This is a genomic window from Pseudomonas koreensis, from assembly GCF_024169245.1.
Classification (GTDB): domain Bacteria; phylum Pseudomonadota; class Gammaproteobacteria; order Pseudomonadales; family Pseudomonadaceae; genus Aquipseudomonas; species Aquipseudomonas koreensis_F.
Genome location: NZ_JALJWP010000001.1, coordinates 2,287,577 through 2,311,266 on the forward strand (window position 1 = coordinate 2,287,577; position 23,690 = coordinate 2,311,266).

The 23,690-nt window shown below is 60.4% G+C and carries 23 protein-coding genes; 16 read left to right on the plus strand and 7 right to left on the minus strand.

Translation table 11 applies throughout. The features are described from left to right. The first annotated feature begins 265 nt into the window (after positions 1-265). The 10 genes from J2Y90_RS10220 to hisC all read left to right on the plus strand — a co-directional run bounded on the left by J2Y90_RS10220 (position 266) and on the right by hisC (position 8,232). Positions 266-1,075 carry an ATP-binding cassette domain-containing protein gene (locus tag J2Y90_RS10220; RefSeq protein ID WP_039759369.1) on the plus strand — a complete coding sequence of 270 codons (810 nt, stop codon included), beginning with the start codon at positions 266-268 and terminating at the stop codon, positions 1,073-1,075. Next, positions 1,075-1,872: a lipid asymmetry maintenance ABC transporter permease subunit MlaE gene (gene mlaE / locus J2Y90_RS10225; protein ID WP_042608753.1), complete on the plus strand. Its 798-nt coding sequence runs from the start codon at positions 1,075-1,077 to the stop codon at positions 1,870-1,872. Before J2Y90_RS10220 ends, mlaE begins: the two co-directional genes overlap by 1 nt. Next, complete coding sequence (gene mlaD / locus J2Y90_RS10230; protein ID WP_253499060.1) at positions 1,872-2,339, plus strand: outer membrane lipid asymmetry maintenance protein MlaD; 468 nt, start codon at positions 1,872-1,874, stop codon at positions 2,337-2,339. The genes mlaE and mlaD overlap by 1 nt, the downstream gene beginning before the upstream one ends. Before the next feature lie 11 nt (positions 2,340-2,350). Beyond that, on the plus strand, positions 2,351-3,004 hold the full coding sequence (locus J2Y90_RS10235; protein ID WP_129999927.1) for an MlaC/ttg2D family ABC transporter substrate-binding protein: 654 nt from the start codon (positions 2,351-2,353) through the stop codon (positions 3,002-3,004). Continuing rightward, complete coding sequence (locus J2Y90_RS10240) at positions 3,001-3,306, plus strand: STAS domain-containing protein (protein ID WP_039759362.1); 306 nt, start codon at positions 3,001-3,003, stop codon at positions 3,304-3,306. Before J2Y90_RS10235 ends, J2Y90_RS10240 begins: the two co-directional genes overlap by 4 nt. A 115-nt stretch (positions 3,307-3,421) precedes the next feature. Further along, positions 3,422-3,661: a BolA family protein gene (locus J2Y90_RS10245; RefSeq protein ID WP_042608750.1), complete on the plus strand. Its 240-nt coding sequence runs from the start codon at positions 3,422-3,424 to the stop codon at positions 3,659-3,661. 22 nt (positions 3,662-3,683) lie between these two features. After that, positions 3,684-4,949, plus strand: a complete 1,266-nt coding sequence (gene murA / locus J2Y90_RS10250; RefSeq protein ID WP_186547252.1) for a UDP-N-acetylglucosamine 1-carboxyvinyltransferase — start codon at positions 3,684-3,686, stop codon at positions 4,947-4,949. Between the two features lie 128 nt (positions 4,950-5,077). Beyond that, on the plus strand, positions 5,078-5,713 hold the full coding sequence (gene hisG, locus J2Y90_RS10255) for an ATP phosphoribosyltransferase (RefSeq protein WP_253499063.1): 636 nt from the start codon (positions 5,078-5,080) through the stop codon (positions 5,711-5,713). 125 nt (positions 5,714-5,838) lie between these two features. Then, the gene (gene hisD / locus J2Y90_RS10260; RefSeq protein WP_253499066.1) at positions 5,839-7,176 is read left to right on the plus strand and encodes a histidinol dehydrogenase; all 1,338 of its coding nucleotides are present in this window, start codon (positions 5,839-5,841) and stop codon (positions 7,174-7,176) included. Between the two features lie 3 nt (positions 7,177-7,179). Further along, complete coding sequence (gene hisC, locus J2Y90_RS10265; RefSeq protein ID WP_253499069.1) at positions 7,180-8,232, plus strand: histidinol-phosphate transaminase; 1,053 nt, start codon at positions 7,180-7,182, stop codon at positions 8,230-8,232. A gap of 119 nt (positions 8,233-8,351) precedes the next feature. On the opposite strand, the gene J2Y90_RS10270 is transcribed toward hisC, so the two are convergent. The 3 genes from J2Y90_RS10270 to algW all read right to left on the minus strand — a co-directional run bounded on the left by J2Y90_RS10270 (position 8,352) and on the right by algW (position 12,437). Continuing rightward, a complete protein-coding gene (locus J2Y90_RS10270; RefSeq protein WP_253499071.1) occupies positions 8,352-9,071 on the minus strand; it encodes a DUF4198 domain-containing protein in 720 nt (239 codons plus the stop codon). A 12-nt stretch (positions 9,072-9,083) separates the two neighbouring features. Further along, positions 9,084-11,189 (minus strand): TonB-dependent siderophore receptor, encoded by a 2,106-nt coding sequence (locus J2Y90_RS10275; protein ID WP_253499074.1) that lies wholly within the window; start codon positions 11,187-11,189, stop codon positions 9,084-9,086. A 90-nt stretch (positions 11,190-11,279) separates the two neighbouring features. After that, complete coding sequence (algW, locus tag J2Y90_RS10280; protein WP_016770590.1) at positions 11,280-12,437, minus strand: Do family serine endopeptidase AlgW; 1,158 nt, start codon at positions 12,435-12,437, stop codon at positions 11,280-11,282. 104 nt (positions 12,438-12,541) lie between these two features. Between algW and J2Y90_RS10285 the strand changes: the two genes are divergently transcribed. From J2Y90_RS10285 to cysN, 3 genes are all read left to right on the plus strand, one after another. Further along, positions 12,542-13,300: a Nif3-like dinuclear metal center hexameric protein gene (locus J2Y90_RS10285; protein ID WP_253499077.1), complete on the plus strand. Its 759-nt coding sequence runs from the start codon at positions 12,542-12,544 to the stop codon at positions 13,298-13,300. 243 nt (positions 13,301-13,543) lie between these two features. Continuing rightward, positions 13,544-14,461, plus strand: coding sequence for a sulfate adenylyltransferase subunit CysD (gene cysD / locus J2Y90_RS10290; RefSeq protein ID WP_007912374.1), 918 nt, complete (start codon positions 13,544-13,546; stop codon positions 14,459-14,461). 9 nt (positions 14,462-14,470) lie between these two features. Further along, positions 14,471-16,369, plus strand: a complete 1,899-nt coding sequence (cysN, locus tag J2Y90_RS10295; RefSeq protein ID WP_253499080.1) for a sulfate adenylyltransferase subunit CysN — start codon at positions 14,471-14,473, stop codon at positions 16,367-16,369. Between the two features lie 242 nt (positions 16,370-16,611). On the opposite strand, the gene J2Y90_RS10300 is transcribed toward cysN, so the two are convergent. Genes J2Y90_RS10300 through J2Y90_RS10310 form a run of 3 tightly spaced genes read right to left on the minus strand, consistent with a single transcriptional unit; the run spans position 16,612 to position 19,995 of the window. Next, on the minus strand, positions 16,612-17,517 hold the full coding sequence (locus J2Y90_RS10300) for an acyltransferase (RefSeq protein ID WP_122610824.1): 906 nt from the start codon (positions 17,515-17,517) through the stop codon (positions 16,612-16,614). Next, a complete protein-coding gene (pta, locus tag J2Y90_RS10305) occupies positions 17,518-19,617 on the minus strand; it encodes a phosphate acetyltransferase (RefSeq protein ID WP_253499083.1) in 2,100 nt (699 codons plus the stop codon). It abuts the gene before it with no gap. Between the two features lie 51 nt (positions 19,618-19,668). Next, on the minus strand, positions 19,669-19,995 hold the full coding sequence (locus J2Y90_RS10310) for a DUF3565 domain-containing protein (protein ID WP_253499086.1): 327 nt from the start codon (positions 19,993-19,995) through the stop codon (positions 19,669-19,671). On the opposite strand from J2Y90_RS10310, the gene J2Y90_RS10315 reads away from it, so the two are divergent. From J2Y90_RS10315 to J2Y90_RS10325, 3 genes are all read left to right on the plus strand, one after another. Continuing rightward, complete coding sequence (locus J2Y90_RS10315) at positions 19,964-20,449, plus strand: FKBP-type peptidyl-prolyl cis-trans isomerase (RefSeq protein ID WP_090281801.1); 486 nt, start codon at positions 19,964-19,966, stop codon at positions 20,447-20,449. The genes J2Y90_RS10310 and J2Y90_RS10315 overlap by 32 nt on opposite strands. Before the next feature lie 123 nt (positions 20,450-20,572). After that, positions 20,573-21,055 carry a glutathione peroxidase gene (locus J2Y90_RS10320; RefSeq protein ID WP_253499088.1) on the plus strand — a complete coding sequence of 161 codons (483 nt, stop codon included), beginning with the start codon at positions 20,573-20,575 and terminating at the stop codon, positions 21,053-21,055. A 193-nt stretch (positions 21,056-21,248) separates the two neighbouring features. Then, the gene (locus J2Y90_RS10325; RefSeq protein WP_253499090.1) at positions 21,249-22,352 is read left to right on the plus strand and encodes an NADH:flavin oxidoreductase; all 1,104 of its coding nucleotides are present in this window, start codon (positions 21,249-21,251) and stop codon (positions 22,350-22,352) included. A gap of 127 nt (positions 22,353-22,479) precedes the next feature. Here the strand turns inward: J2Y90_RS10325 and J2Y90_RS10330 are convergent, their stop codons facing one another. Next, complete coding sequence (locus tag J2Y90_RS10330) at positions 22,480-23,679, minus strand: glycosyltransferase family 4 protein (protein WP_253499093.1); 1,200 nt, start codon at positions 23,677-23,679, stop codon at positions 22,480-22,482. Between the last annotated feature and the right edge of the window lie 11 nt (positions 23,680-23,690).

Consider the following 23,690-nt stretch of genomic DNA (forward strand, 5'->3'; position numbering starts at 1 on the left):
TCGTATGGGCCGATGAAAAGGCGGCGATTATAGCGGTTATGTGGCAAAGCCTCACGCAAGTTCGTCGTGCTTTGTCATTACTGGTTACCAAAACCCTGTGAAAGTCGCTGTGACCCTCACCCGTCGGCGATTCTGGCCGGGTTCTCGCTTGGGCGCTCAGCCTTTGCAGTGATATAGTTCGCCGCCAGTTCGGCCTGCCCGGGATGCAGGTGTTTCCGAGGAAAGTCTGGCATCCCGATGAAAGGCTGCATCGCAAGGAGTTTAGATGAGTGCCGATAACGCCTACGCGGTCGAGCTGAAGGGAGTCTCCTTCAAGCGCGGTGCGCGGAGCATTTTCAATAACGTCGATATCCGCATCCCGCGCGGCAAGGTCACCGGCATCATGGGGCCTTCCGGCTGCGGCAAGACCACGCTGCTGCGCCTGATGGGCGCGCAGTTGCGGCCGTCCAGCGGCGAAGTCTGGGTCAACGGGCAGAACCTGCCGACGCTGTCGCGCAGCGATCTGTTCGATGCGCGCAAGCACATGGGCGTGCTGTTTCAAAGCGGTGCGCTGTTCACCGATCTCGATGTGTTCGAAAACGTGGCATTTCCGCTGCGGGTTCACACGCAGCTGCCGGAAGACATGATCCGCGACATCGTTCTGCTCAAGTTGCAGGCGGTGGGGCTGCGTGGCGCCATCGAGCTGATGCCGGACGAACTGTCCGGCGGCATGAAGCGCCGCGTGGCGCTGGCCCGGGCAATTGCTCTCGATCCGCAGATTCTCATGTATGACGAGCCTTTCGTGGGCCAGGACCCGATCGCCATGGGCGTGCTGGTGCGCCTGATCCGCCTGCTCAACGATGCACTGGGCATCACCAGTATCGTGGTGTCTCACGATCTGGCGGAAACCGCGAGCATTGCCGACTACATCTATGTAGTGGGCGATGGTCAGGTGCTGGGGCAGGGCACGCCGGATGAGCTGATGAACTCGGATGAGCCGCGTATCCGCCAGTTCATGACCGGCGATCCCGATGGCCCGGTGCCGTACCATTTTCCAGCGACGGATTACCGCGCAGATCTTCTGGGGAAGCGCTGATGCGCAGAATTTCATTGATGGAACGCGTGCGTCGGTTCGGCGAATCGGCGATCGACGCGGTCGCGGTGTTTGGTCGAGCCACCCTGTTCCTGTTTCACGCCCTGCTGGGCCGTGGCGGTATCAGTGGTGGTTTCGGCCTGTTGGTCAAGCAGCTGCACTCGGTCGGCGTCATGTCGCTGGTGATCATCGTGGTCTCCGGCATTTTCATCGGCATGGTGCTCGCGCTACAGGGCTTCAGCATTCTTTCCAGCTATGGTTCAGAGCAGGCGGTGGGGCAGATGGTCGCCCTGACGTTGCTGCGTGAACTGGGGCCGGTGGTCACGGCGTTGCTGTTTGCCGGTCGGGCCGGCTCGGCGTTGACCGCCGAGATCGGCAACATGAAATCCACCGAGCAGTTGTCCAGCCTGGAAATGATCGGTGTCGATCCGCTCAAGTACATCATTGCCCCGCGCCTGTGGGCCGGCTTCATTTCGCTGCCGGTGCTGGCGATGATCTTCAGTGTCGTCGGCATCTGGGGTGGTTCGTGGGTCGCGGTCGACTGGCTGGGCGTCTACGAAGGCTCCTACTGGGCGAACATGCAGAACAGCGTGACCTTCACCAGCGATGTGCTGAATGGCGTGATCAAGAGTGTCGTTTTCGCCTTTGTCGTGACCTGGATCGCCGTATTCCAAGGCTATGACTGTGAGCCCACTTCCGAGGGAATCAGTCGTGCCACCACCAAGACCGTGGTGTTTGCCTCGCTGGCAGTGCTCGGCCTGGACTTTATTCTGACCGCTTTGATGTTTGGAGATTTCTGATGCAAAACCGCACCCTGGAAATCGGTGTCGGCCTGTTCCTGCTGGCAGGGATCCTGGCTTTGCTGCTGCTCGCCTTGCGCGTCAGCGGTCTGTCTGCGACTGCGTCCACCGACACTTATAAACTTTATGCCTATTTCGACAATATCGCCGGTCTGACGGTCAGAGCCAAAGTGACCATGGCCGGTGTGACCATCGGCAAGGTCACCGCGATCGATCTGGATCGCGACAGCTTCACCGGTCGGGTCACGCTGCAGGTGGATAAAAAGGTCGACAACCTGCCGGTTGATTCGACTGCGTCTATCCTCACCGCGGGTCTGCTGGGCGAAAAATACATCGGTATCAGCGTCGGCGGTGAAGACACCCAGTTGAAAGACGGTGGAACCATCCACGACACACAGTCGTCACTGGTACTGGAAGACCTGATCGGTAAATTCCTGCTCAATACCGTTAGCAAAGACGCCAAATGAGGAGCTTTTGAATGATCTCTATCTTGCGACGTGGCCTGTTGGTGTTGCTCGCGGCCCTGCCGTTGATGGCTAACGCTGCACCGGGACAATCGGCTCATGACCTGATTCAGGACACCACGAACCGGATGCTTGCGGACTTGCAGGCCAACAAAGAGAAGTACAAGCAGGATCCGCAGGATTTCTATGCGGCGCTGAACAGCATCGTCGGCCCTGTGGTGGATGCCGAGGGCATCTCCAAAAGCATCATGACCGTGAAGTATTCGCGCAAGGCCACGCCTGAGCAGATGCAGCGTTTTCAGGAGAACTTCAAGCGCGGTCTGTTCCAGTTCTACGGCAACGCTCTGCTGGAATACAACAACCAGGGTATTACTGTTGACCCGGCCAAAGATGAATCGGGCGACCGCACCAGCGTCAACATGACCGTCAAGGGCAGCAACGGTGCGATTTATCCGGTGCAGTACACCCTTGAGAAGATCGGCGGCGAGTGGAAGCTGCGCAACGTGATCATCAACGGCATCAACATCGGCAAGCTGTTCCGTGACCAGTTCGCCGACGCCATGCAGCGCAATGGCAACGATCTGGACAAGACCATCGATGGCTGGGCCGGTGAAGTGGCCAAGGCCAAGCAGGAAACCGACAAAGCCGCCGCGAAGCCAGCGCAATGAGTGAGGCGGCCGTACGGATGAGTGATGTCGACGAGCTGGTGCTCAGCGGCGTGCTGGATTACCGCACCGGGCCCGACCTGCGCAAGGAAGGGCAGGCGCTGATCAAGTCGAGCAAGGCGTCGGCGCTGGTGATCGATTGTTCGGCGGTGCAGAAGTCCAGCAGCGTCGGCCTGTCGTTGCTGCTGTGCTTCATGCGTGATGCTCAGGCGGCCGGCAAGGCCGTCAGCATCCGTGCGATGCCCGAAGACATGCGCGAAATCGCTCAGGTCAGCGAGTTGACCGAGCTGTTGGCGCACCCCTGAACCCTCATCTATAAAGAAGCCCCCCGTCAGAGTCCTGCGTTGCGGGGTTCGCAGGCGCGGGGCTTTTTTGTATGATGTCCGACCCGTGCGCACAGGGCGCCGATTGAGGTTGAGCATGCAGGCCGTAGAAGTGAAGAGCTTCCTTGAAGGAAAGCTGCCAGGAACGCTGGTAGAAGTTGAAGGCGAAGGCTGCAACTTCCAGCTGAACGTGATCAGCGATGAACTGGCGGCGTTGAGCCCGGTGAAGCGTCAGCAGCAGGTCTATGCCCATTTGAACCCATGGATCGTCGATGGCAGCATCCATGCGGTCACTATGAAATTTTTCAGCAGCGCGGCCTGGGCCGAGCGCACCTGAGCCCTAGGGCGTCGAGATACTAATGGATAAATTGATTATTACCGGTGGCGCTCGTCTTGATGGCGAGATTCGCATTTCCGGCGCGAAGAACTCCGCCCTGCCGATCCTGGCCGCGACCTTGCTGTGCGATGGCCCGGTCACCGTTGGCAACCTGCCGCACCTGCACGACATCACCACCATGATCGAGCTGTTCGGGCGCATGGGCATTGAGCCTGTGATCGACGAGAAGCTCAGCGTCGAAATCGACCCGCGCACCATCAAGACCCTGATCGCGCCGTACGAACTGGTGAAAACCATGCGTGCGTCGATCCTTGTGCTCGGCCCGATGGTCGCGCGTTTCGGTGAAGCCGAAGTGGCACTGCCTGGCGGTTGCGCCATCGGCTCGCGTCCGGTCGACCTGCATATCCGTGGTCTCGAAGCCATGGGCGCAATCATTGACGTCGAAGGCGGCTACATCAAGGCCAAGGCGCCTGAAGGTGGCTTGCGCGGCGCGCACTTCTTCTTCGACACCGTCAGCGTGACCGGTACCGAAAACATCATGATGGCTGCTGCTCTGGCCAAGGGCCGCAGCGTGCTGCAGAACGCCGCCCGTGAGCCTGAAGTGGTCGACCTGGCGAACTTCCTCAACGCCATGGGTGCCAAGGTTTCCGGCGCCGGCACCGACACCATCACCATCGATGGCGTCGAGCGTCTGGGTTCGGCTTTCTATAAGGTCATGCCCGATCGTATCGAAACCGGCACCTATCTGGTCGCCGCTGCCGTTACCGGTGGCCGCGTCAAGGTCAAGGACACCGATCCGACCATCCTCGAAGCGGTGCTGGAAAAGCTGCGTGAAGCCGGTGCGGAAATCACCTGCGGTGAAGACTGGATCGAGCTGAACATGCACGGCAAACGCCCGAAAGCGGTCAACGTGCGCACCGCGCCGTACCCGGCGTTCCCGACCGACATGCAGGCACAGTTCATCTCGCTCAACGCCATTGCCGAAGGCACCGGTGCGGTGATCGAGACGATCTTCGAAAACCGCTTCATGCACGTTTACGAACTGCACCGCATGGGCGCCAAGATCCAGGTCGAAGGCAACACCGCGATCGTCACCGGCACCGAAATCCTCAAGGGCGCGCCTGTGATGGCGACCGACCTGCGGGCTTCGGCCAGTCTGGTGATCTCGGCACTGATGGCCGAAGGCGATACGCTGATCGACCGCATCTACCACATAGACCGTGGTTACGAGTGCATCGAAGAAAAACTGCAGATGCTCGGCGCCAAGATCCGTCGCGTTCCGGGCTGATCGCTGCATCGGGACACACGGACGTGTCCACTGAATTCGTTTCGAGTCGAGGGTGTGCGCACCCTCGATGTGTGTCCGGCGCCGATTGCGACCGGGCATGAGTACCTTGATAAGGACTGACGTTTCCCATGTTGACCATCGCACTGTCCAAGGGCCGCATCCTTGACGACACCCTGCCGCTTCTTGCTGAAGCGGGCATCGTGCCGACCGAGAATCCGGACAAGAGCCGCAAGCTGATCATCCCCACGACCCAGGACGATGTGCGTCTGCTGATCGTGCGTGCCACCGATGTGCCGACCTATGTCGAGCATGGCGCGGCCGACCTTGGCGTCGCCGGCAAGGACGTGCTGATGGAATACAGCGGCCAGGGCCTGTACGAGCCGCTGGATCTGCAGATCGCTCAGTGCAAGCTGATGACCGCCGGCAAGATCGGCGCGGCCGAGCCCAAGGGCCGTCTGCGTGTGGCGACCAAGTTTGTCAACGTTGCCAAGCGTTATTACGCCGAGCAGGGCCGTCAGGTCGACATCATCAAGCTGTACGGCTCGATGGAGCTGGCGCCGCTGATCGGTCTGGCCGACAAGATCATCGACGTGGTCGACACCGGCAATACCCTGCGCGCCAACGGCCTGGAGCCCCAGGAACTGATCGCCACGATCAGCTCGCGCCTGGTGGTCAACAAGGCTTCGATGAAAATGCAACACGCCCGAATCCAGGCGTTGATCGACACCCTGCGCAACGCAGTGCAATCGCGACACCGCGGCTGATCTACCTGCGTGGCCCAAGGCCGCGCCGTCTATCCGCCTCATAGCCAGAATTCTCAGGTGCCCAAGCGGATCGAATGCTAGTTTCGGGCGCCTGAGTTATTTGCCATTCCTATGAGGCTCTCGCTATGACCGCAACCACTGCAATTCGCCGACTCAACGCTGCTGACCCGGATTTCGCGCATCATCTGGATCATCTGCTGAGCTGGGAAAGTGTGTCTGACGACTCGGTCAATCAGCGCGTGCTCGACATCATCAAGGCTGTGCGCGAGCGCGGTGACGCGGCGCTGGTCGAGTTCACCCAGAAGTTCGATGGCCTCGAAGTCGCCTCGATGGCCGACCTGATCCTGCCGCGCGAGCGCCTCGAACTGGCCCTGACCCGCATCACCGTGCCACAGCGCGAGGCCTTGGAAAAAGCCGCCGCCCGGGTGCGCAGCTATCACGAAAAGCAGAAACAGGATTCCTGGAGCTACACCGAAGCCGACGGCACGGTGCTCGGCCAGAAAGTCACGCCGCTGGATCGCGCCGGTCTGTATGTGCCAGGTGGCAAGGCTTCGTATCCGTCGTCGGTATTGATGAACGCGATTCCGGCCAAGGTCGCCGGCGTGACCGAAGTGGTCATGGTCGTGCCAACCCCGCGCGGTGAAATCAACGAGCTGGTGCTGGCCGCTGCCTGTATCGCCGGTGTCGACCGTGTGTTCACCATCGGCGGCGCGCAAGCGGTTGCCGCACTGGCGTACGGCACCGAAAGCGTGCCGCGTGTCGACAAGGTTGTCGGCCCGGGCAATATCTATGTCGCCACCGCCAAGCGCCATGTGTTCGGCCAGGTCGGCATCGATATGATCGCCGGCCCTTCGGAAATTCTTGTGGTCTGCGACGGCCAGACCGATCCGGACTGGATTGCCATGGACCTGTTCTCTCAGGCCGAGCACGATGAAGACGCGCAAGCGATTCTGGTCAGCCCCGACGCCGAGTTCCTCGACAAGGTGGCCGCGAGCATCGACAAACTGCTGCCGACCATGGACCGCGCAACCATCATCGAGACCTCGATCAATGGCCGTGGTGCGCTGATCCAGGTGAGCGACATGGCCGAGGCCATCGAAGTCGCCAACCGTATCGCGCCGGAACACCTGGAATTGTCGGTCGCTGATCCGCAAGCCTGGCTGCCGCAGATTCGTCACGCTGGCGCGATCTTCATGGGCCGCCACACTTCCGAAGCGTTGGGCGATTACTGCGCCGGTCCGAACCACGTGTTGCCGACTTCCGGCACTGCGCGGTTCTCCTCGCCGCTGGGTGTCTACGACTTCCAGAAGCGCTCGTCGATCATCTTCTGCTCCGAGGCCGGTGCTTCGGAGTTGGGCAAGACTGCATCGGTACTGGCCCGTGGTGAATCGCTGAGCGCCCACGCGCGCAGCGCCGAATACCGCATCAAAGACCAAGACTTTCTGAAAGGGCAGGAGAACTGAGCGATGAGTAAATTCTGGAGCCCGTTCGTCAAGGATCTGGTGCCCTACGTGCCGGGCGAACAGCCGAAGCTGACCAGACTGGTCAAGCTCAATACCAACGAAAACCCCTATGGCCCGTCGCCGAAAGCGCTGGCGGCGATGCAAGCCGAGCTCAACGACAACCTGCGCCTGTATCCGGACCCGAACAGTGATCTGCTGAAAAACACCGTGGCCGAATACTACGGCGTGCAAACCAGTCAGGTGTTCCTCGGCAACGGTTCGGACGAAGTGCTCGCGCACATTTTCCACGGTCTGCTGCAACACGATCAGCCGCTGCTGTTCCCCGACATCAGCTACAGCTTTTATCCGGTGTACTGCGGGCTGTATGGAATCGAGTTCGACGCGGTGCCGCTGGATGCGCAATTCCAGATCAACCCGGCCGACTACGCCAAACCGAATGGCGGAATCATTTTCCCTAACCCGAACGCCCCGACCGGCTGCCTGCTGGCGCTGGACGCGGTCGAGCAGATCCTCAAGGCCAGTCCGGATTCGGTGGTCGTGGTGGACGAGGCTTATATCGACTTTGGCGGCGAAACCGCGATCAGTCTGGTGGATCGTTATCCGAACCTGCTGGTGACGCAGACATTGTCCAAGTCCCGTTCGCTGGCCGGTCTGCGTGTCGGTCTGGCGGTAGGGCACCCCGATCTGATCGAGGCGCTGGAGCGGATCAAGAACAGCTTCAACTCCTATCCGCTGGATCGTCTGGCGATTGTCGGTGCGGCGGCGGCTTTCGAAGATCGCGAGTATTTCGACAAGACCTGTCGTCAGGTGATCGAGAGCCGCGAGTGGGTGGTGGCGCAGTTGCAGGCCAAGGGCTTTGAAGTGCTGCCGTCGGCGGCCAACTTCATCTTCGCCCGGCATCCGCAGCACGATGCAGCGGGGCTGGCGGCGAAACTGCGCGAGCAGGGCGTGATCGTGCGGCACTTCAAGCAGGAGCGGATTGCGCAGTTCTTGCGGATTTCGATTGGCACGCCGGAGCAGAATCAGGCGCTGATCGATGGGCTTGGGGATCTCTGACCAGCTCTGCTTTCTGTAGGAGTGAGCCTGCTCGCGATAGCGGAGGGAAATTCAACATTGATGTTGGCTGACCCGGCGCAATCGCGAGCAAGCTCACTCCTACAGGGGATTTGTAGCGTTTATTCGTGATGCGGCTCACCGAGGAACGTCAGCGAACTGAACAACCCTCGACTATCCACATCCACACTGTCCTTCACCGGCACCTCAACCTGCGCCGCAATCACATTCAACCCTTCGTTCCTCACCAGCACCTGCGCGCGGCCATCCTTGTCGGTCTCGGTGCTCAGCGTATTCGGCGCGCTGCGATAGTCGCCATACAACTTCACTCCCGCCGCCGGTTTGCCATCAAGCAACACCCGCACCGGCAACGATTTGCCTGGCCCCACGGTCATCGGATCGACCTCCGGCACAATAAGCAATTTGATCTGATCAAGCTTCGGCAACTTTGCCCCCGGCTGATAGATCGCCAGGCTGTATTTGAATGTCTGCGTAGCCTCGGTGGCGCCGGGCACTTTGCTGCGTCCTTCGTTGATCCACTTCTTGTCCGCCGTCTGCGACCACATGCCATTGTTCAGCGCCACGGCCATCACCGCCGGTGGCTTCAAGGGTTTCAGTCGGGCGTGGTCGGCCAGGCGCTCGACGCTGACCGGGATCATCTTGCCGCTCGCGTCATAAGCCCATGCGCCGCTGATTTTCTGTGCCTTGAAGGCGTTGTCTTCAGCGCCGTGACCGTAGACCACTTCGATGTTGCCGCGTCGTTCCTCTGTCCACAGGCCGTGGGCCGACGCCTGAGCGGTGAATAGCGCAGCGATGAGCAGAAGGGATTTGCCGTAGTGCATGGTGACGTCCTTTTACAGGTTGAGTGTCAGGCTGACGGTGAAATTGCGCGGTTCGCCGGGGTTGACCCAGTAGTTGCTATAGGAGCGCTCGTAATATTTCTCGTCGAAGATATTGTTCAGGTTCAGGCCCACCGTGACGTTGTCGCTGGCCTTGTAATGCGCGAGCAAGTCGACGGTCTGGTAGGCCGGCAATTCGAAGTCGCTGCCGGATTCGCCCGAGCGATCGCCGACGTAGGTGAAGGCTGCACCGACGTCTGAACCGCGCAGACGGCCATCCTGAAACTCATACACACCCAGCACACTGCCGCTGCGTTTGGCCACGCCGAGGATGCGGCTGCCGGTGGGAATGGTCGCGTCGCCCTTGGTCACCTCGGCGTCGATGTAGGCGAAGGCGCCGATGACCCGCACCGCATCGGTTACTTGCCCGGTGACCTGCCAATCGAAACCCTGACTGCGCGCCTTACCCATGGCGCGGCTGGTGTCGGTCCCCGGATCGAGAGCAAGGACGTTTTCCTTGTCGATGTGGAAGAAGGCGAGGGTGCTGCTTACGCGCTCATCGAACAGCTCGTTCTTGATCCCCACTTCGTAACCGACGCCTTCTTCCGGATCGAAGGATTTGCCCGAAGCATCCAGGCCGTTGTTCGGTTTGAACGAGGTCGAGGCGTTAGCGAACAGGCCAGTGTTCGGCGTGAGTTGATAGAGCAGGCCGGCGCGTTGGGTCAGTGCGTCGTGGAGCTGCTCGCTCTTGGCGTTACGGCTGTGATCGTCGATGCGCTGATCGAAGTGCTCGAAGCGCGCACCGAGCATGCCGCGCAGTTTGTCGGTGAAGACGATCTGGTCCTGCAGGTTCAGCGCATGACTTTCGACGTGTTCGAAAAAGTCAGTGCCCGAGCGTGCGCCGTTGGGTTTCGGCTGGCCGTAAACCGGCTTATAGATATCGATGGCGTAGGGGCCGCCGGCGACGGTGGTGACGCGTTCGTCCTTGCGGTAATTCTCGTACTCGGTGCCGATCAGCAATTCATGCTGCCACGGGCCGAGGTCGAACAGACCGCGCAATTCCAGTTGGGTGATGCTGTCGTGCCAACTCGTATCGCGCTCGCGCAAGCGGCGATTGACCGTATGGCCGTCGGCGTTCAGCGCGCGTTGTTCCGAGGCGTCGCCCCAGAGTTTGCCTTCCTTGTAGTGGCTCGCCAGACGCAGTTTCCAATTGTCGTTCAGATGGTGCTCAAGCGTGGCCTGGAGCAGGTTGTTGTGGTTGTCGATATTGCCGTCGTCGGGTTCGCCGAGGAACGTCGAACGGGATACGCCGCTCCATTTATTGTTCGGCGCCACTACACCACGATCGAACGTCGAGTTGTGACGGACGATTTCGCTTTCCACCAGCAGCGAGGTGTCCGGGTTCAACTGCCAACTGATCGAGGGCGCGACGAAGACCCGCTGGCTGTCGACGTGGTCGCGGAAGCTGTGGTTGTCCTCTACCGCGAGATTGATGCGCGAGAGCACATCGCCCTGTTCATCAAGGGGCGTGTTGACGTCCAGCGCGGTGCGATAGCGATCCCAGCTGCCGGCGCTGGTTTGCAGGGTGGTGAACGCTTCAGGCTGCGGTTTCTTGGTGACGATGTTCACTGTACCGCCGGGATCGCCCCTGCCGTACAGGCTGGCGGCCGGGCCTTTGAGAACTTCGATGCGCTCGATGTTGGCCGCGTCCGGCGTGCTCGGGTAGCCGCGATTGGCGCTGAAGCCGTCCTTGTAGAACTCGGACGTGGTGAAGCCGCGCACGCTGTATTCGTACAGGGTCAGGCCGCCGAAGTTGTTCTGCTTCGACACGCCGCCGGCAAAATCCAGCGCGCGCTCGACACTGGTGCTGCCCAGATCCGAAAGCACACTGGCCGGGACCACGCTGATGGCTTGCGGGATATCGCGAATCGCCGCGTCGGTTTTGGTCGCACTGGCAGAGCGGGTCGCGCGATAGCCGCTGACCGGGCCAGTCGGTGATTCGTAGTCGGAGGTGACGCTGATGGCTTCCAGCTCAACGGGTTGCAGTTCATCGGCGAAGGCGGGATCGCAGAGCAACCCCAGGGTGAGGCCCAGCAGCGAAGCCTTTTTTCGAGACGACATGTTATGTTGTTCCAATTGTCAGAATTGAAACAATATAACATGCCCGTTGAGAATGTCTGTTATTCGCGCCGCTCGCGCGAAAACATTTTTTTATTCTTCTTTTTCTTTGACCGGTGCCGGCGGTGGCCGCAGCCCGATTTCCGCGGTCAGCTTCAGCTCCTTGCCGTTGCGCATGACCTGAATCGTCACCTTGTCAGTCGGTTTGATCCGCGCCACTTGGTTCATCGAACGGCGGCCATCGCCGGCCGGCTCGCCGTCAATGCTCAGGATCACGTCGCCCAGTTGCAGGCCGGCCTTCTGCGCCGGGCCGTCACGGAAAATCCCGGCGACGACAATTCCCGGGCGTCCGGACAAGCCAAACGACTCGGCCAGTTCCTGGGTCAGCGGTTGCACTTCAATGCCCAGCCAGCCACGAATTACCTGACCGTGCTCGATGATCGACTTCATGACTTCCATCGCCAGTTTCACCGGAATGGCAAAACCAATGCCCTGCGAGCCGCCGGACTTGGAAAAGATCGCCGTGTTGATGCCAGTGAGGTTGCCGTTGGCGTCGACCAGCGCACCGCCGGAGTTGCCCGGGTTGATCGCCGCGTCGGTCTGGATGAAGTCTTCGTAGTTGTTCAGCCCCAACTGATTACGCCCGGTGGCGCTGATGATGCCCATGGTCACGGTCTGGCCGACGCCGAACGGGTTGCCGATGGCCAGCGCGACGTCGCCGATGCGAATGCTGTCGGAGCGGCCGACGGTGATTGCCGGGAGGTTTTTCAGATCGATTTTCAGGACGGCCAGGTCAGTTTCCGGGTCGCTGCCGATCACCCGTGCGAGTGTTTCGCGACCATCCTTCAGCGCCACGACAATCTGGTCGGCGCCGCTGGTGACGTGGTTGTTGGTGAGGATGTAGCCTTCGGGGCTCATGATCACCCCGGAACCGAGGCTCGATTCCATGCGCTTCTGTTTTGGCGAGTTGTCACCGAAGAAGCGGCGGAACTGCGGATCCTCGAACAAGGGATGCGCCGGTTTGTTGATGACCTTGGTGGTGTACAGGTTGACCACCGACGGCGCGGCGATACCCACCGCGTCCGCGTAGGACACCGGCCCCTGTTGCACGATCGTTGTCTGTGGCGCCTGTTGCAGATTGACGTCGAGGCTCGGCAGCCCGACCCACTCGGGGTAACGCTGAATAATCAACAGAGCGATAAGCACACCGGCCAACAGCGGCCAGCCAAAAAAACGCAGCGCCTTGAGCATTAAGCACGTTCCTGGAAAGGTTGCAGGCGAGGTCAGACCGCCCATAATGTCGCGCATTATACGAGGCCGCGCGCGCCTCTGAACGGGATATTTAGGAGTCTTTCATGGCCGTAGCCCTCAGCACCCTCGTCGAAGAAGCCGACCGTTACCTGGCCAGTGCGAAAATCGCCGATTATTGCCCCAACGGTTTGCAGGTCGAAGGCCGCCCGCAGGTGATGCGCATCGTCAGTGGCGTCACCGCCAGCCAGGCTCTACTGGACGCTGCCGTGGAAGCCGAGGCCGATCTGATCCTGGTCCACCACGGTTATTTCTGGAAAGGCGAGAACCCCTGCGTCACGGGTATGAAGCAGCGCCGCTTGAAGACCCTGCTCAAGCACGACATCAGCCTGCTCGCCTACCACCTGCCGCTGGATCTGCACGCGGACGTCGGCAACAACGTGCAACTGGCGCGTCAGCTCGACATCACTGTCGAAGGGCCGCTCGACCCGAGCAATCCGAAAGTCGTCGGGCTGGTGGGTTCGCTGAATGAGCCAATGACTGCGCGGGATTTCGCGCGCAAGGTGCAGGAAGTCATGGGTCGCGAGCCGCTGTTGATCGAAGGCAGCGGCATGATCCGCCGCGTCGGCTGGTGCACCGGTGGCGGCCAGGGTTATATCGATCAGGGCGTGGCGGCGGGGGTCGACCTGTTCATCAGTGGCGAGGCGTCCGAGCAGACTTTCCACAGCGCCCGCGAGAATGACATCAGCTTCATCGCCGCTGGCCACCACGCCACCGAACGCTACGGCGTGCAGGCGCTGGGCGAGTATCTGGCGAAGCGCTTTGCCCTTGAGCACATCTTCATCGATTGCCCCAACCCGATCTGACCCATCGTTCGCTGTGTAGGAGCTGCCGAAGGCTGCGATCTATTGATCTTGATCTTTAAAAACAAAATCAAAAGATCGCAGCCTTCGGCAGCTCCTGCATGGGCCGGCGCGCCCAAACGAGTGGGCATATTCATATACCCTTTCGATCTAGTTGGCGTCCTGATTAGAAGAGGTCGCTGTGCTAGGATTCCCCGCTCGAACACGGCCCGCTGGCCGTTCATAAGAAAGCTTTCGTGAGTAGCCATGGTCGACAAACTGACGCATCTGAAACAGCTGGAGGCGGAAAGCATCCACATCATCCGCGAGGTGGCCGCCGAGTTCGATAACCCGGTGATGCTGTACTCCATCGGTAAAGACTCCGCCGTGATGCTGCACCTGGCACGCAAGGCGTTCTTCCCGGGCAAACTGCCGTTTCCGGTGATGCACGTCGACACCCGCTGGAAATTCCAGGAGATGTACAAGTTCCGCGACAAGATGGTCGAAGAACTGGGCCTGGACCTGATCACCCACATCAACCCCGATGGCGTGGCGCAGAACATCAACCCGTTCACCCACGGCAGCGCCAAGCACACCGACATCATGAAAACCGAAGGCCTGAAACAGGCACTCGACAAGCATGGTTTCGACGCAGCGTTCGGCGGCGCCCGTCGCGATGAAGAGAAATCCCGCGCCAAAGAGCGCGTCTACTCGTTCCGCGACAGCAAGCACCGCTGGGACCCGAAAAACCAGCGTCCAGAGCTGTGGAACGTCTACAACGGCAAGGTCAACAAGGGCGAATCCATCCGTGTGTTCCCTCTGTCGAACTGGACCGAGCTGGACATCTGGCAGTACATCTATCTCGAAGGCATCCCGATCGTGCCGCTGTATTTTGCCGCCGAACGCGAAGTGATCGAGAAGAACGGCACGCTGATCATGATCGACGACGAGCGCATCCTCGAACACCTGTCCGATGAAGACAAAGCGCGCATCGTGAAAAAGAAAGTGCGGTTCCGCACCCTTGGCTGCTACCCGTTGACGGGCGCGGTGGAGTCCGAGGCCGAAAGCCTGACGGATATCATCCAGGAAATGCTCCTGACGCGAACTTCCGAGCGCCAGGGCCGGGTCATCGACCACGATGGCGCAGGCTCGATGGAAGACAAAAAACGTCAGGGTTATTTCTAAGGGGTTGTCATGTCGCACGCATCTGATTTGATCAGCGAGGACATCCTCGCCTACCTGGGCCAGCACGAACGTAAAGAGCTGCTGCGCTTTTTGACCTGCGGTAACGTCGACGACGGCAAGAGCACCCTGATCGGGCGCCTGCTGCACGACTCGAAGATGATCTACGAGGATCACCTCGAAGCGATCACCCGCGACTCGAAGAAATCCGGCACCACCGGTGACGACATCGATCTGGCATTGCTGGTCGACGGCCTGCAGGCCGAGCGTGAGCAGGGCATCACCATCGATGTCGCGTACCGCTATTTCTCCACCGCCAAGCGCAAATTCATCATCGCCGACACTCCCGGCCATGAGCAGTACACCCGCAACATGGCCACCGGTGCCTCCACCTGTGATCTGGCGATCATTCTGGTCGACGCCCGTTACGGCGTGCAGACCCAGACCCGTCGCCACAGCTTCATCGCCTCATTGCTGGGGATCAAACACATCGTTGTGGCCATCAACAAGATGGACTTGAAGGACTTCGACGAAGGCGTGTTCGAGTCGATCAAGGCTGACTATCTGAAGTTCGCTGAAGGCTTGAAGATGAAGCCAACCAGCATGCACTTCGTGCCGATGTCTGCTCTGAAGGGCGACAACGTGGTGAACAAGTCCGAGCGCTCGCCGTGGTACACCGGCCAGTCGCTGATGGAAATCCTCGAGACCGTCGAAGTCGCGGGCGATCGCAACTTCACCGATCTGCGTTTCCCGGTGCAGTACGTCAACCGCCCGAACCTGAACTTCCGTGGTTTCGCCGGCACCCTGGCCAGCGGCATCGTGCACAAGGGCGACGAAGTCGTGGTGCTGCCGTCGGGCAAGAGCAGCCGGGTGAAATCCATCGTCACCTTCGAAGGTGAACTGGAGCACGCAGGTCCAGGTCAGGCGGTAACGCTGACCATGGAAGACGAAATCGACATCTCCCGTGGCGACCTGTTGGTGCATGCCGACAACGTACCGCCGGTGACCGACAGCTTCGAAGCGATGCTGGTGTGGATGGCTGAAGAGCCGATGCTGCCGGGCAAGAAATACGACATCAAACGCGCCACCAGTTACGTGCCGGGCTCGATCGCCAGCATCGTTAACAAGGTCGACGTCAACACTCTGGAAGAAGGCCCGGCGAGCGCGTTGCAGCTCAACGAAATCGGTAAGGTGAAAATCGCGCTCGACGCGCCGATCGCCCTCGATGGTTATGAAAGCAACCGCACCACTGGCGCATTCATCGTCATTGATCGCTTGACCAACGGCACCGTCGGCGCCGGCATGATCGTTGCCCAGCCTGTGTCTCATGGCACCGCCACGCACCACGGCAAACTGGCCCACGTGGCCACTGAAGAGCGTGCCCAACGCTTCGGCCAGCAACCGGCGACTGTGCTGTTCAGCGGCCTGTCGGGCGCGGGCAAAAGCACCTTGGCTTATGCGGTCGAGCGCAAGCTGTTCGACATGGGCCGCGCGGTGTTTGTACTCGATGGCCAGAACCTGCGTCAGGATCTGAACAAAGGTCTGCCGCAGGATCGCGCCGGTCGCACCGAGAACTGGCGTCGTGCCGCGCATGTAGCGCGTCAGTTCAACGAAGCGGGCCTGCTGACCCTGGCTGCGTTCGTTGCACCAAGTGCTGAAGGTCGCGAGCAGGCCAAGGAGCTGATCGGCAAGGATCGCTTGCTGACGGTTTACGTGCAGGCCTCGCCAACCGTCTGCGCCGAGCGTGACCCGCAAGGTCTGTATGCCGCTGGCGGCGACAACATCCCGGGCGAATCCTTCCCGTACGACGTGCCGCTCAATGCCGATCTGGTGATCGATACGCAGTCGCTGAGTCTGGAAGAAAGCGTCAAGCAAGTGCTGGAGCTATTGCGTCAGCGTGGCGCAATCTAAGCACTGAAGCAGCGACAAGCTTCCAGTTTCAAGCGGCAAGAAAAAGCCCGTCGATGAGCAATCATCGGCGGGCTTTTTTTGTGCCGGGTGATCGTTCCCACGCTCCGCGTGGGAATGCCTCATTGGACGCTCCGCGTCCGCTTCGGCAGGGACGCGGAGCGTCCCGGGCTGCATTCCCACGCGGAGCGTGGGAACGATCAAACGATCCCCTGTGGGAGCGAGCCTGCTCGCTCCCACAGGGGTCAGTGTTTGGGTGGATATTCGCGGTGCATCTGCTCCAGCAACGCATCCTTGTCCAGCCACAGCTGGTTGATCCAGCCCTGAAACTGCAAACGGTACTCGCCGTCCTGGTCGTAGTTCTTGCCGATGAACGCTGGCGGGATTTTGATTTCTTCAAAGTGCACCACCACATCGCGCACATTGCCGCACAGCAAATCCCAGAACCCCGGACGCCCGGCCGGGTAGTGAATCGTCACGTTGACGATCGATTCCAGCTGTTCGCCCATCGCATCGAGCACAAAGGCGATCCCGCCAGCCTTGGGCTTGAGCAGGTACTTGAACGGTGACTGCTGCTGCGCATGCTTGCCTTCGGTGAAGCGTGTGCCTTCGACGAAGTTGAAAATCCCCACCGGGTTATGCCGGAATTTTGCACAGGTCTTGCGCGTGGTCTCCAGATCCTTGCCTTTCTTCTCCGGGTGTTTTTCCAGGTAGGCCTTGGAGTAGCGCTTCATGAATGGAAAGCCCAGCGCCCACCAGGCCAGGCCAATCACCGGCACCCAGATCAGCTCCTGCTTGAGGAAGAACTTCAGCGGTTGAATCTTGCGGTTGAGCACGTATTGCAGAACCAGAATATCCACCCAGCTCTGGTGATTGCTTGTGATCAGGTACGAGTGCTGATAGTCGAGACCTTGCAGACCGCTGAGGTGCCAGCGGGTGCGTCGTACCAGATTCATCCAGCCCTTGTTGTTGCTGATCCACGCCTCGTGGGTGTGGCTCATCAGCCAACCGGCAATGCGCTGGGTAAAGGCAAACGGCAGGGCCTTGACCAGCGCCACGCAGAACAGGAACGAGCAGAGCAGAATCGTGTTGAGCGCCAACAGCAGCGAGGCGATCACGCCGCGCACGGGTGCGGGTAGAAAATCCAGCATTTACACATCCATAGGTCGGTTGGCGGCTTGAATCGCGGTGAGCGCGATGGTGTAGACGATGTCATCGACTTGCGCGCCGCGCGGCAAGTCATTCACCGGTTTGCGCAGGCCTTGCAGCATCGGCCCGAGACTGACGCAATCGGCGCTGCGTTGTACCGCTTTGTGCGTGGTGTTGCCGGTGTTCAGATCAGGGAAGACGAACACCGTGGCGCGTCCGGCGACCTGACTGTTCGGCGCCAGTTGTCGGGCGACGTCGGCGTTGGCGGCAGCGTCGTACTGCAGCGGACCGTCGATCAGCAGCGAGTGTTGTTGTTCGTGGGCGAGCAGAGTCGCCTCGCGGACTTTCTCGACTTCTTCACCGCGAGCCGATTCACCGCTGGAGTAGCTGATCATCGCCACCCGTGGAGTGATACCGAATGCGGCCGCCGAGTCAGCGCTTTGCAGGGCGATCTCTGCCAGTTCGGCAGCGCTCGGGTGTGGATTCATCACGCAGTCGCCGTAGACCAGCACTTCTTCTGGAAAGAGCATGAAGAACACTGACGACACCAGCGTGCAGCCCGGTGCGGTCTTGATCAGTTGCAGGGCCGGGCGGATGGTATTGGCGGTGGTGTTGATCACCCCGGACACCAGCCCGTCGACCTCGTCCAGCGCAAGCATCATGGTGCCGATCACCACGGTGTCTTCCAGCTGCTGCTCGGCCATCGGTGCGTTGAGGCTTTTGCTTTTGCGCAGGGCGACCATCGGTTCGACGTAGCGCTCGCGGATGTGGTCCGGGTCGAGAATTTCCAGACCCGGCGGCAACACGATGCCTTGCGCCCGGGCGACGGCTTCGACGTCTGCAGGTTTGGCCAGCAATACGCAGCGAGCGATCCCGCGTTCCTGGCAGATCGCCGCCGCTTGTACGGTGAACGGCTCGCTGCCTTCTGGCAGGACGATGCGCTTGTTTGCCGCCTGCGCACGCTGGATCAATTGATAGCGGAACACTGCCGGCGACAGGCGCATTTCCCGTGGCGTGCCGCAGCGCTGATGCAGCCAGTTGGCGTCGAGGTGGCTGGCGACGAAATCGGTGATGATCTCCGCGCGCTCGCGGTCATCGATGGGGATTTCCTTGTTCAGGCCGTTGAGCAGGTTAGCGGTGTCGTACGAGCCGGTGCTTACCGACAAGACCGGCAAGCCGGCCTGCAACGCGCCTTGGCACAGGTCCATGATGCGCGGATCGGGCAGGGTGTCGCTGGTCAGCAGCAGGCCGGCCAGCGGCACGCCGTTGATCGCCGCAAGGCTGACGGCGAGGATGATGTCGTCGCGATCACCCGGCGTCACCACCAGCACGCCGGGCTTGAGCAGCTCGACGGTGTTGCGCATGGTTCGCGCGCAAATGATGATTTTGTTCATGCGCCGGGTTTCGTAATCGCCAGCGTTGAGCACCTGCGCGCCCATCAGGTCGGCGACGTCGCGAGTGCGCGGCGCGTTGAGTTCCGGCTGGAACGGGATGCAGCCGAGCAGGCGGAAGTCACCGCTGCGCAGCAACGGCGAATGCTCCTTCAGCCGCGTGGCGAAGGCCTCCATGCTCTCGTCGGTCTTGACCTTGTTGAGGATCACGCCGAGGACTTTCGGATCCTTCGGGCCGCCGAACAATTGCGCCTGCAGCTCGACCCGACCAGAGAGTTCGGCGAGCACTTCGTTTTCCGGCGCCGAAACCAGAATCACCTCGGCATCCAGGCTCTTGGCCAGATGCAGATTGACCCGCGCGGCGTAACTGGCGCTGCGCGTCGGCACCATGCCTTCGACCACCAGCACGTCTTTGCCGACCGCCGCTTGCTGATACAGAGCGATGATTTCTTCGAGCAACTCGTCGAGCTGACCGTCACCGAGCATGCGCTCGACATGCGCCAGGCCCAACGGTTGCGGCGGTTTCAAACCGTGGGTGCGCGCCACAAGTTCGGTGGAACGCTCGGGACCGGTGTCGCCCGGGTGCGGCTGGGCGATCGGTTTGAAGAAGCCGACTTTGAGGCCGGCGCGTTCAAGCGTGCGCACCAGCCCGAGGCTGATGGAGGTCAGACCCACGCCAAAATCGGTGGGGGCGATAAAAAAAGTTTGCATGGGAATTCTCTATGCAAGGGTGTCAGCCTATGTCTGGCCGACTACCGAAATTCAGTCGCCAAGGTTAGCGCTAACCGAGCCCTGTGCACACCAACCGCAGGCAAAGGGTTGACCTGTTTTTTCAATACGTTGCGCCGGATCAAGGACCCAGGCGCGGGTTTGCCACGGCGGCTGATGGCGCAGGTGCTGGGTGTGGCCACAGGAAAGCTCGACCACCCAATGGCCGTCTTCGTCCTGGTGAAAGCCCGTGATGGTCGAAACCCGTTTGTCCGGGTTGTGGTCGCTTTCAAGCGATTGCTTCGCTAAACTTGGCCTTTCTATATTCTTATGCAAAAGGTCTCGCCCCATGCTGATCGCCGCCAATAAGGCTGTCTCCATCGACTATACCCTGACCAACGACGCTGGTGAGGTCATCGACAGCTCCGCCGGCGGCGCTCCGCTGGTCTACCTGCAAGGCGCAGGCAACATCATCCCGGGCCTGGAAAAAGCCCTGGAAGGCAAAGCCGTCGGTGACGAGCTGAAAGTCGCCGTTGAGCCGGAAGACGCTTACGGCGAATACGCCGCCGAGCTGGTCAGCACCCTGAGCCGCAGCATGTTCGAAGGCGTTGACGAGCTGGAAGTCGGCATGCAGTTCCACGCTTCGGCGCCGGACGGTCAGATGCAGATCGTCACCATCCGTGACCTGGACGGCGACGACGTCACCGTTGACGGCAACCACCCGTTGGCCGGTCAGCGCCTGAACTTCCAGGTGAAGATCGTTGATATCCGTGACGCCAGCCAGGAAGAAATCGCTCATGGTCACGTCCATGGCGAAGGTGGCCATCACCACTGATTTTCTGCGCTAAGCTTCGAGTACTGGAGAGGCGCCTGTGGGCGCCTTTTTAGTCCGCGGCTGTCCTTGGTGGCCTCGCCAAGTGGCTGTTTCGAGTAGAACACGAGAATCCTGGAGTTCGGCATGAGTGCTTTTCACGACCTTAAGTTGACAGCCCTGGATGGTCAGGAGCTACCGCTGGCGCCGTTCAAGGGCCAAGTCGTGCTGGTGGTCAACGTAGCCTCCAAATGCGGCTTGACCCCCCAGTACGCAGCACTGGAAAACCTCTACCAGCAATACAAAGACAAAGGCTTTACTGTGCTGGGCCTGCCATGCAACCAGTTTGCCGGACAGGAGCCAGGCTCGGAAAAGGAAATCCAGGAGTTCTGCAGTCTCAACTATGGCGTGACGTTCCCGTTGTCGAGCAAGCTCGAAGTCAACGGCCACGAGCGGCATCAGTTGTATCGTCTGCTGGCAGGCGAGGGCGCCGAGTTTCCCGGTGACATCACCTGGAATTTCGAGAAGTTTCTGCTCGGCAAGGATGGCCGCGTGCTGGCGCGATTCTCGCCGCGAACGGCGCCGGATGATCCGACCATCGTGCATGCGATTGAAAAAGCGCTGAGCTGAAAAGCAGGATCAAAAGATCGCAGCCTTCGGCAGCTCCTACAGGGAACCACCAATCCCGTGTAGGAGCTGCCGAAGGCTGCGATCTTTGCTTTTCAATCTTTTGATGGTTAATCACCCAAATCAATAATGCTGTTCAAAGGCTCCGGCTCTCCATATTATCGCCGTCATAAAGCGATCGCCCTGGAGCCTCCCGATGCCCGTTCAAGCCCTGTTCAAACCATTTCACCTCGGTGCCCTCGAACTGCCGACCCGCGTGGTGATGGCGCCAATGACCCGCTCGTTCTCGCCGGGCGGCGTGCCCAATTCCAAAGTCATTGAATACTACCGCCGGCGCGCGGCCGCTGGGGTTGGTTTGATCATCACCGAAGGCACCACCGTTGGCCACATCGCCTCCAACGGCTATCCCAATGTGCCGCAATTCTTCGGTGACGCGCCGCTGGCCGGCTGGAAAAAGGTCGTCGACGCCGTGCATGCCGAAGGCGGCAAGATCGTCCCGCAACTGTGGCATGTCGGCAGCGTACGCCGCCTCGGCACCGAGCCGGACGCCAGCGTGCCGGGCTACGGTCCGTCGGAAAAACTCAAGGACGGTCAGGTCGTGGTGCACGGCATTACCAAACAGGACATCCAGGACGTGATCGCTGCGTTCGCTCAGGCTGCCAAAGATGCGCAGAGCATCGGCATGGACGGCGTGGAAATCCACGGCGCCCACGGCTATCTGGTCGATCAGTTCTTCTGGGAAGGCAGCAACCAGCGCACCGACGAATACGGTGGCAGCCTGGCGAACCGCTCGCGCTTTGCCATCGAATTGATTCAAGCCGTGCGCGCGGCGGTCGGTGAAGGCTTCCCGATCATCTTCCGCTTCTCGCAATGGAAACAGCAGGATTACACCGCGCGTCTGGTGCAGACCCCTGAGGCGCTGGGCGAGTTTCTCAAGCCTCTCTCCGACGCTGGCGTGGACATTTTCCACTGCTCGACCCGCCGCTTCTGGGAGCCTGAATTCGACGGTTCGGATCTGAACCTCGCTGGCTGGACGCGCAAGCTGACCGGTAAACCGACCATCACCGTCGGCAGCGTTGGCCTGGACGGCGAGTTCCTGCAGTTCATGGTCAACACCGACAAGGTCGCACAACCGGCCAGCCTGGAAAATCTGCTGGAGCGCCTGAACAAAGAGGAGTTCGATCTGGTGGCGGTTGGCCGTGCGCTGTTGGTCGATCCGGACTGGGCGCAGAAAGTCCGCGAAGGGCGTGAGCAGGATATCTTGCCGTTCAGCCGAGAGGCGTTGATGACCTTGGTCTAAGCGGCGCCAGTTCGAACCATTCGCGAGCAGGCTCGCTTCCACCCTTGATCGCATTTCATATGACGGAATGCGGTGCCCATGTGGGAGCGAGCCTGCTCGCGAAAGCTGTTTTTATGTCGACGAAAATCTAAGGCTGTGTCTGCGCCCGAGGAATCACTTGCTCCCCGATACAAGCCCCGCGCAAATACCCCTCGAACTGCTCGATAATCGCTCCCCAGCCCTGGCGACTACCATGCTGCCGCGCATTCAGCCTTACACAGCGCAAGCGCTCATTCTCTTCCAGCAACCACACCGCCGCTTCGCAAAACGCCTGCTCATCGCCGGGCATGGCTGACACGCCGTTGTAGCCGTGGCGAATATGTTGCGCCGCCGCTGCCTGATCATAAGCCACTACCCCAAGCCCAGAGGCCAGTGCTTCCAGCACCACATTGCCAAAAGTCTCGGTCAGGCTGGGAAACACGAACACATCTCCTGACGCATAGTGCGCCGCCAGTGCTTCCCCACGCTGTGCGCCGCAGAAAATCGCTTCGGGCAATTGTTTTTCCAGCGCTGAACGCTGCGGGCCATCTCCCACCACGATCAGTTTCAGGTGGCGCTGTGGATAAGTTTCCCGCAGGGTGCCAAAGCAGCGTTTGAGCAGCCCCAGATTTTTCTCCGGGGCGAGACGTCCTACGTGAATCACAGCGATATCCTGCTCGGACAGTCCCCATTGCTCACGCAACGCGTTCTGGCGTTTGCTCGGGTGAAACAATTGGCTGTCCACTCCCCGCGACAACAGCGCCAAGCGCTCGAAGTGCCGCCGCTCCAGCTCCAGACGCTGACTGACGCTTGGCACCAGGGTCAACGCCGATCGATTGTGAAACCAGCGCAAATAATGGGTGAGCATCCGCGTCAGCAAACCGAGGCCATACTGGCTGGTGTACTGCTGAAAGTTGGTGTGGAAACCGCTTACCACCGCAATCCCCAGGCGCCGTGCCGCACGCAATGCCGACAACCCGAGCGGCCCTTCAGTGGCGATATACAGCACATCCGGGCGGTGTCGTTTCCAGCGCCGCAGCAGCTTATGCATCGACGATTGGCCCCATTGCAGGCCCGGATAGCCCGGCAATGGCCAGCCGCGGCACAGCAACAGGGCATCGTCCTCGCTGCGCTGCGGATCGCTGGCCTGACGCGGACGCACCATTTCCACTTGATGCCCGCGCGCGCGCAATCCTTCGCACAAGCGGCCAAGGGTATTGGCCACGCCGTTGATTTCCGGTGGGAAGGTTTCGCAGATGAGAGTGATGTGTAGAGCTGTCGTCATGACCTCAGTGTCGGCTGAGGCCATGTCGACGTTGT

What these genes read in the sequence shown, in the direction of transcription:
- J2Y90_RS10300 (WP_122610824.1), bottom strand. Translation starts at nt 17,517, where the DNA reads ATGCTGGATTTTCTACCCGCACCCGTGCGCGGCGTGATCGCCTCGCTG.
- J2Y90_RS10275 (WP_253499074.1), bottom strand. Translation starts at nt 11,189, where the DNA reads ATGTCGTCTCGAAAAAAGGCTTCGCTGCTGGGCCTCACCCTGGGGTTG.
- J2Y90_RS10240 (WP_039759362.1), top strand. Translation starts at nt 3,001, where the DNA reads ATGAGTGAGGCGGCCGTACGGATGAGTGATGTCGACGAGCTGGTGCTC.
- algW (WP_016770590.1), bottom strand. Translation starts at nt 12,437, where the DNA reads ATGCTCAAGGCGCTGCGTTTTTTTGGCTGGCCGCTGTTGGCCGGTGTG.
- hisC (WP_253499069.1), top strand. Translation starts at nt 7,180, where the DNA reads ATGAGTAAATTCTGGAGCCCGTTCGTCAAGGATCTGGTGCCCTACGTG.
- cysD (WP_007912374.1), top strand. Translation starts at nt 13,544, where the DNA reads ATGGTCGACAAACTGACGCATCTGAAACAGCTGGAGGCGGAAAGCATC.
- J2Y90_RS10270 (WP_253499071.1), bottom strand. Translation starts at nt 9,071, where the DNA reads ATGCACTACGGCAAATCCCTTCTGCTCATCGCTGCGCTATTCACCGCT.
- J2Y90_RS10235 (WP_129999927.1), top strand. Translation starts at nt 2,351, where the DNA reads ATGATCTCTATCTTGCGACGTGGCCTGTTGGTGTTGCTCGCGGCCCTG.
- mlaD (WP_253499060.1), top strand. Translation starts at nt 1,872, where the DNA reads ATGCAAAACCGCACCCTGGAAATCGGTGTCGGCCTGTTCCTGCTGGCA.
- hisG (WP_253499063.1), top strand. Translation starts at nt 5,078, where the DNA reads ATGTTGACCATCGCACTGTCCAAGGGCCGCATCCTTGACGACACCCTG.
- J2Y90_RS10310 (WP_253499086.1), bottom strand. Translation starts at nt 19,995, where the DNA reads ATGGAGACAGCCTTATTGGCGGCGATCAGCATGGGGCGAGACCTTTTG.
- hisD (WP_253499066.1), top strand. Translation starts at nt 5,839, where the DNA reads ATGACCGCAACCACTGCAATTCGCCGACTCAACGCTGCTGACCCGGAT.
- J2Y90_RS10330 (WP_253499093.1), bottom strand. Translation starts at nt 23,679, where the DNA reads ATGGCCTCAGCCGACACTGAGGTCATGACGACAGCTCTACACATCACT.
- J2Y90_RS10325 (WP_253499090.1), top strand. Translation starts at nt 21,249, where the DNA reads ATGCCCGTTCAAGCCCTGTTCAAACCATTTCACCTCGGTGCCCTCGAA.
- J2Y90_RS10315 (WP_090281801.1), top strand. Translation starts at nt 19,964, where the DNA reads ATGCTGATCGCCGCCAATAAGGCTGTCTCCATCGACTATACCCTGACC.
- cysN (WP_253499080.1), top strand. Translation starts at nt 14,471, where the DNA reads ATGTCGCACGCATCTGATTTGATCAGCGAGGACATCCTCGCCTACCTG.
- J2Y90_RS10220 (WP_039759369.1), top strand. Translation starts at nt 266, where the DNA reads ATGAGTGCCGATAACGCCTACGCGGTCGAGCTGAAGGGAGTCTCCTTC.
- pta (WP_253499083.1), bottom strand. Translation starts at nt 19,617, where the DNA reads ATGCAAACTTTTTTTATCGCCCCCACCGATTTTGGCGTGGGTCTGACC.
- J2Y90_RS10320 (WP_253499088.1), top strand. Translation starts at nt 20,573, where the DNA reads ATGAGTGCTTTTCACGACCTTAAGTTGACAGCCCTGGATGGTCAGGAG.
- J2Y90_RS10245 (WP_042608750.1), top strand. Translation starts at nt 3,422, where the DNA reads ATGCAGGCCGTAGAAGTGAAGAGCTTCCTTGAAGGAAAGCTGCCAGGA.
- murA (WP_186547252.1), top strand. Translation starts at nt 3,684, where the DNA reads ATGGATAAATTGATTATTACCGGTGGCGCTCGTCTTGATGGCGAGATT.
- mlaE (WP_042608753.1), top strand. Translation starts at nt 1,075, where the DNA reads ATGCGCAGAATTTCATTGATGGAACGCGTGCGTCGGTTCGGCGAATCG.
- J2Y90_RS10285 (WP_253499077.1), top strand. Translation starts at nt 12,542, where the DNA reads ATGGCCGTAGCCCTCAGCACCCTCGTCGAAGAAGCCGACCGTTACCTG.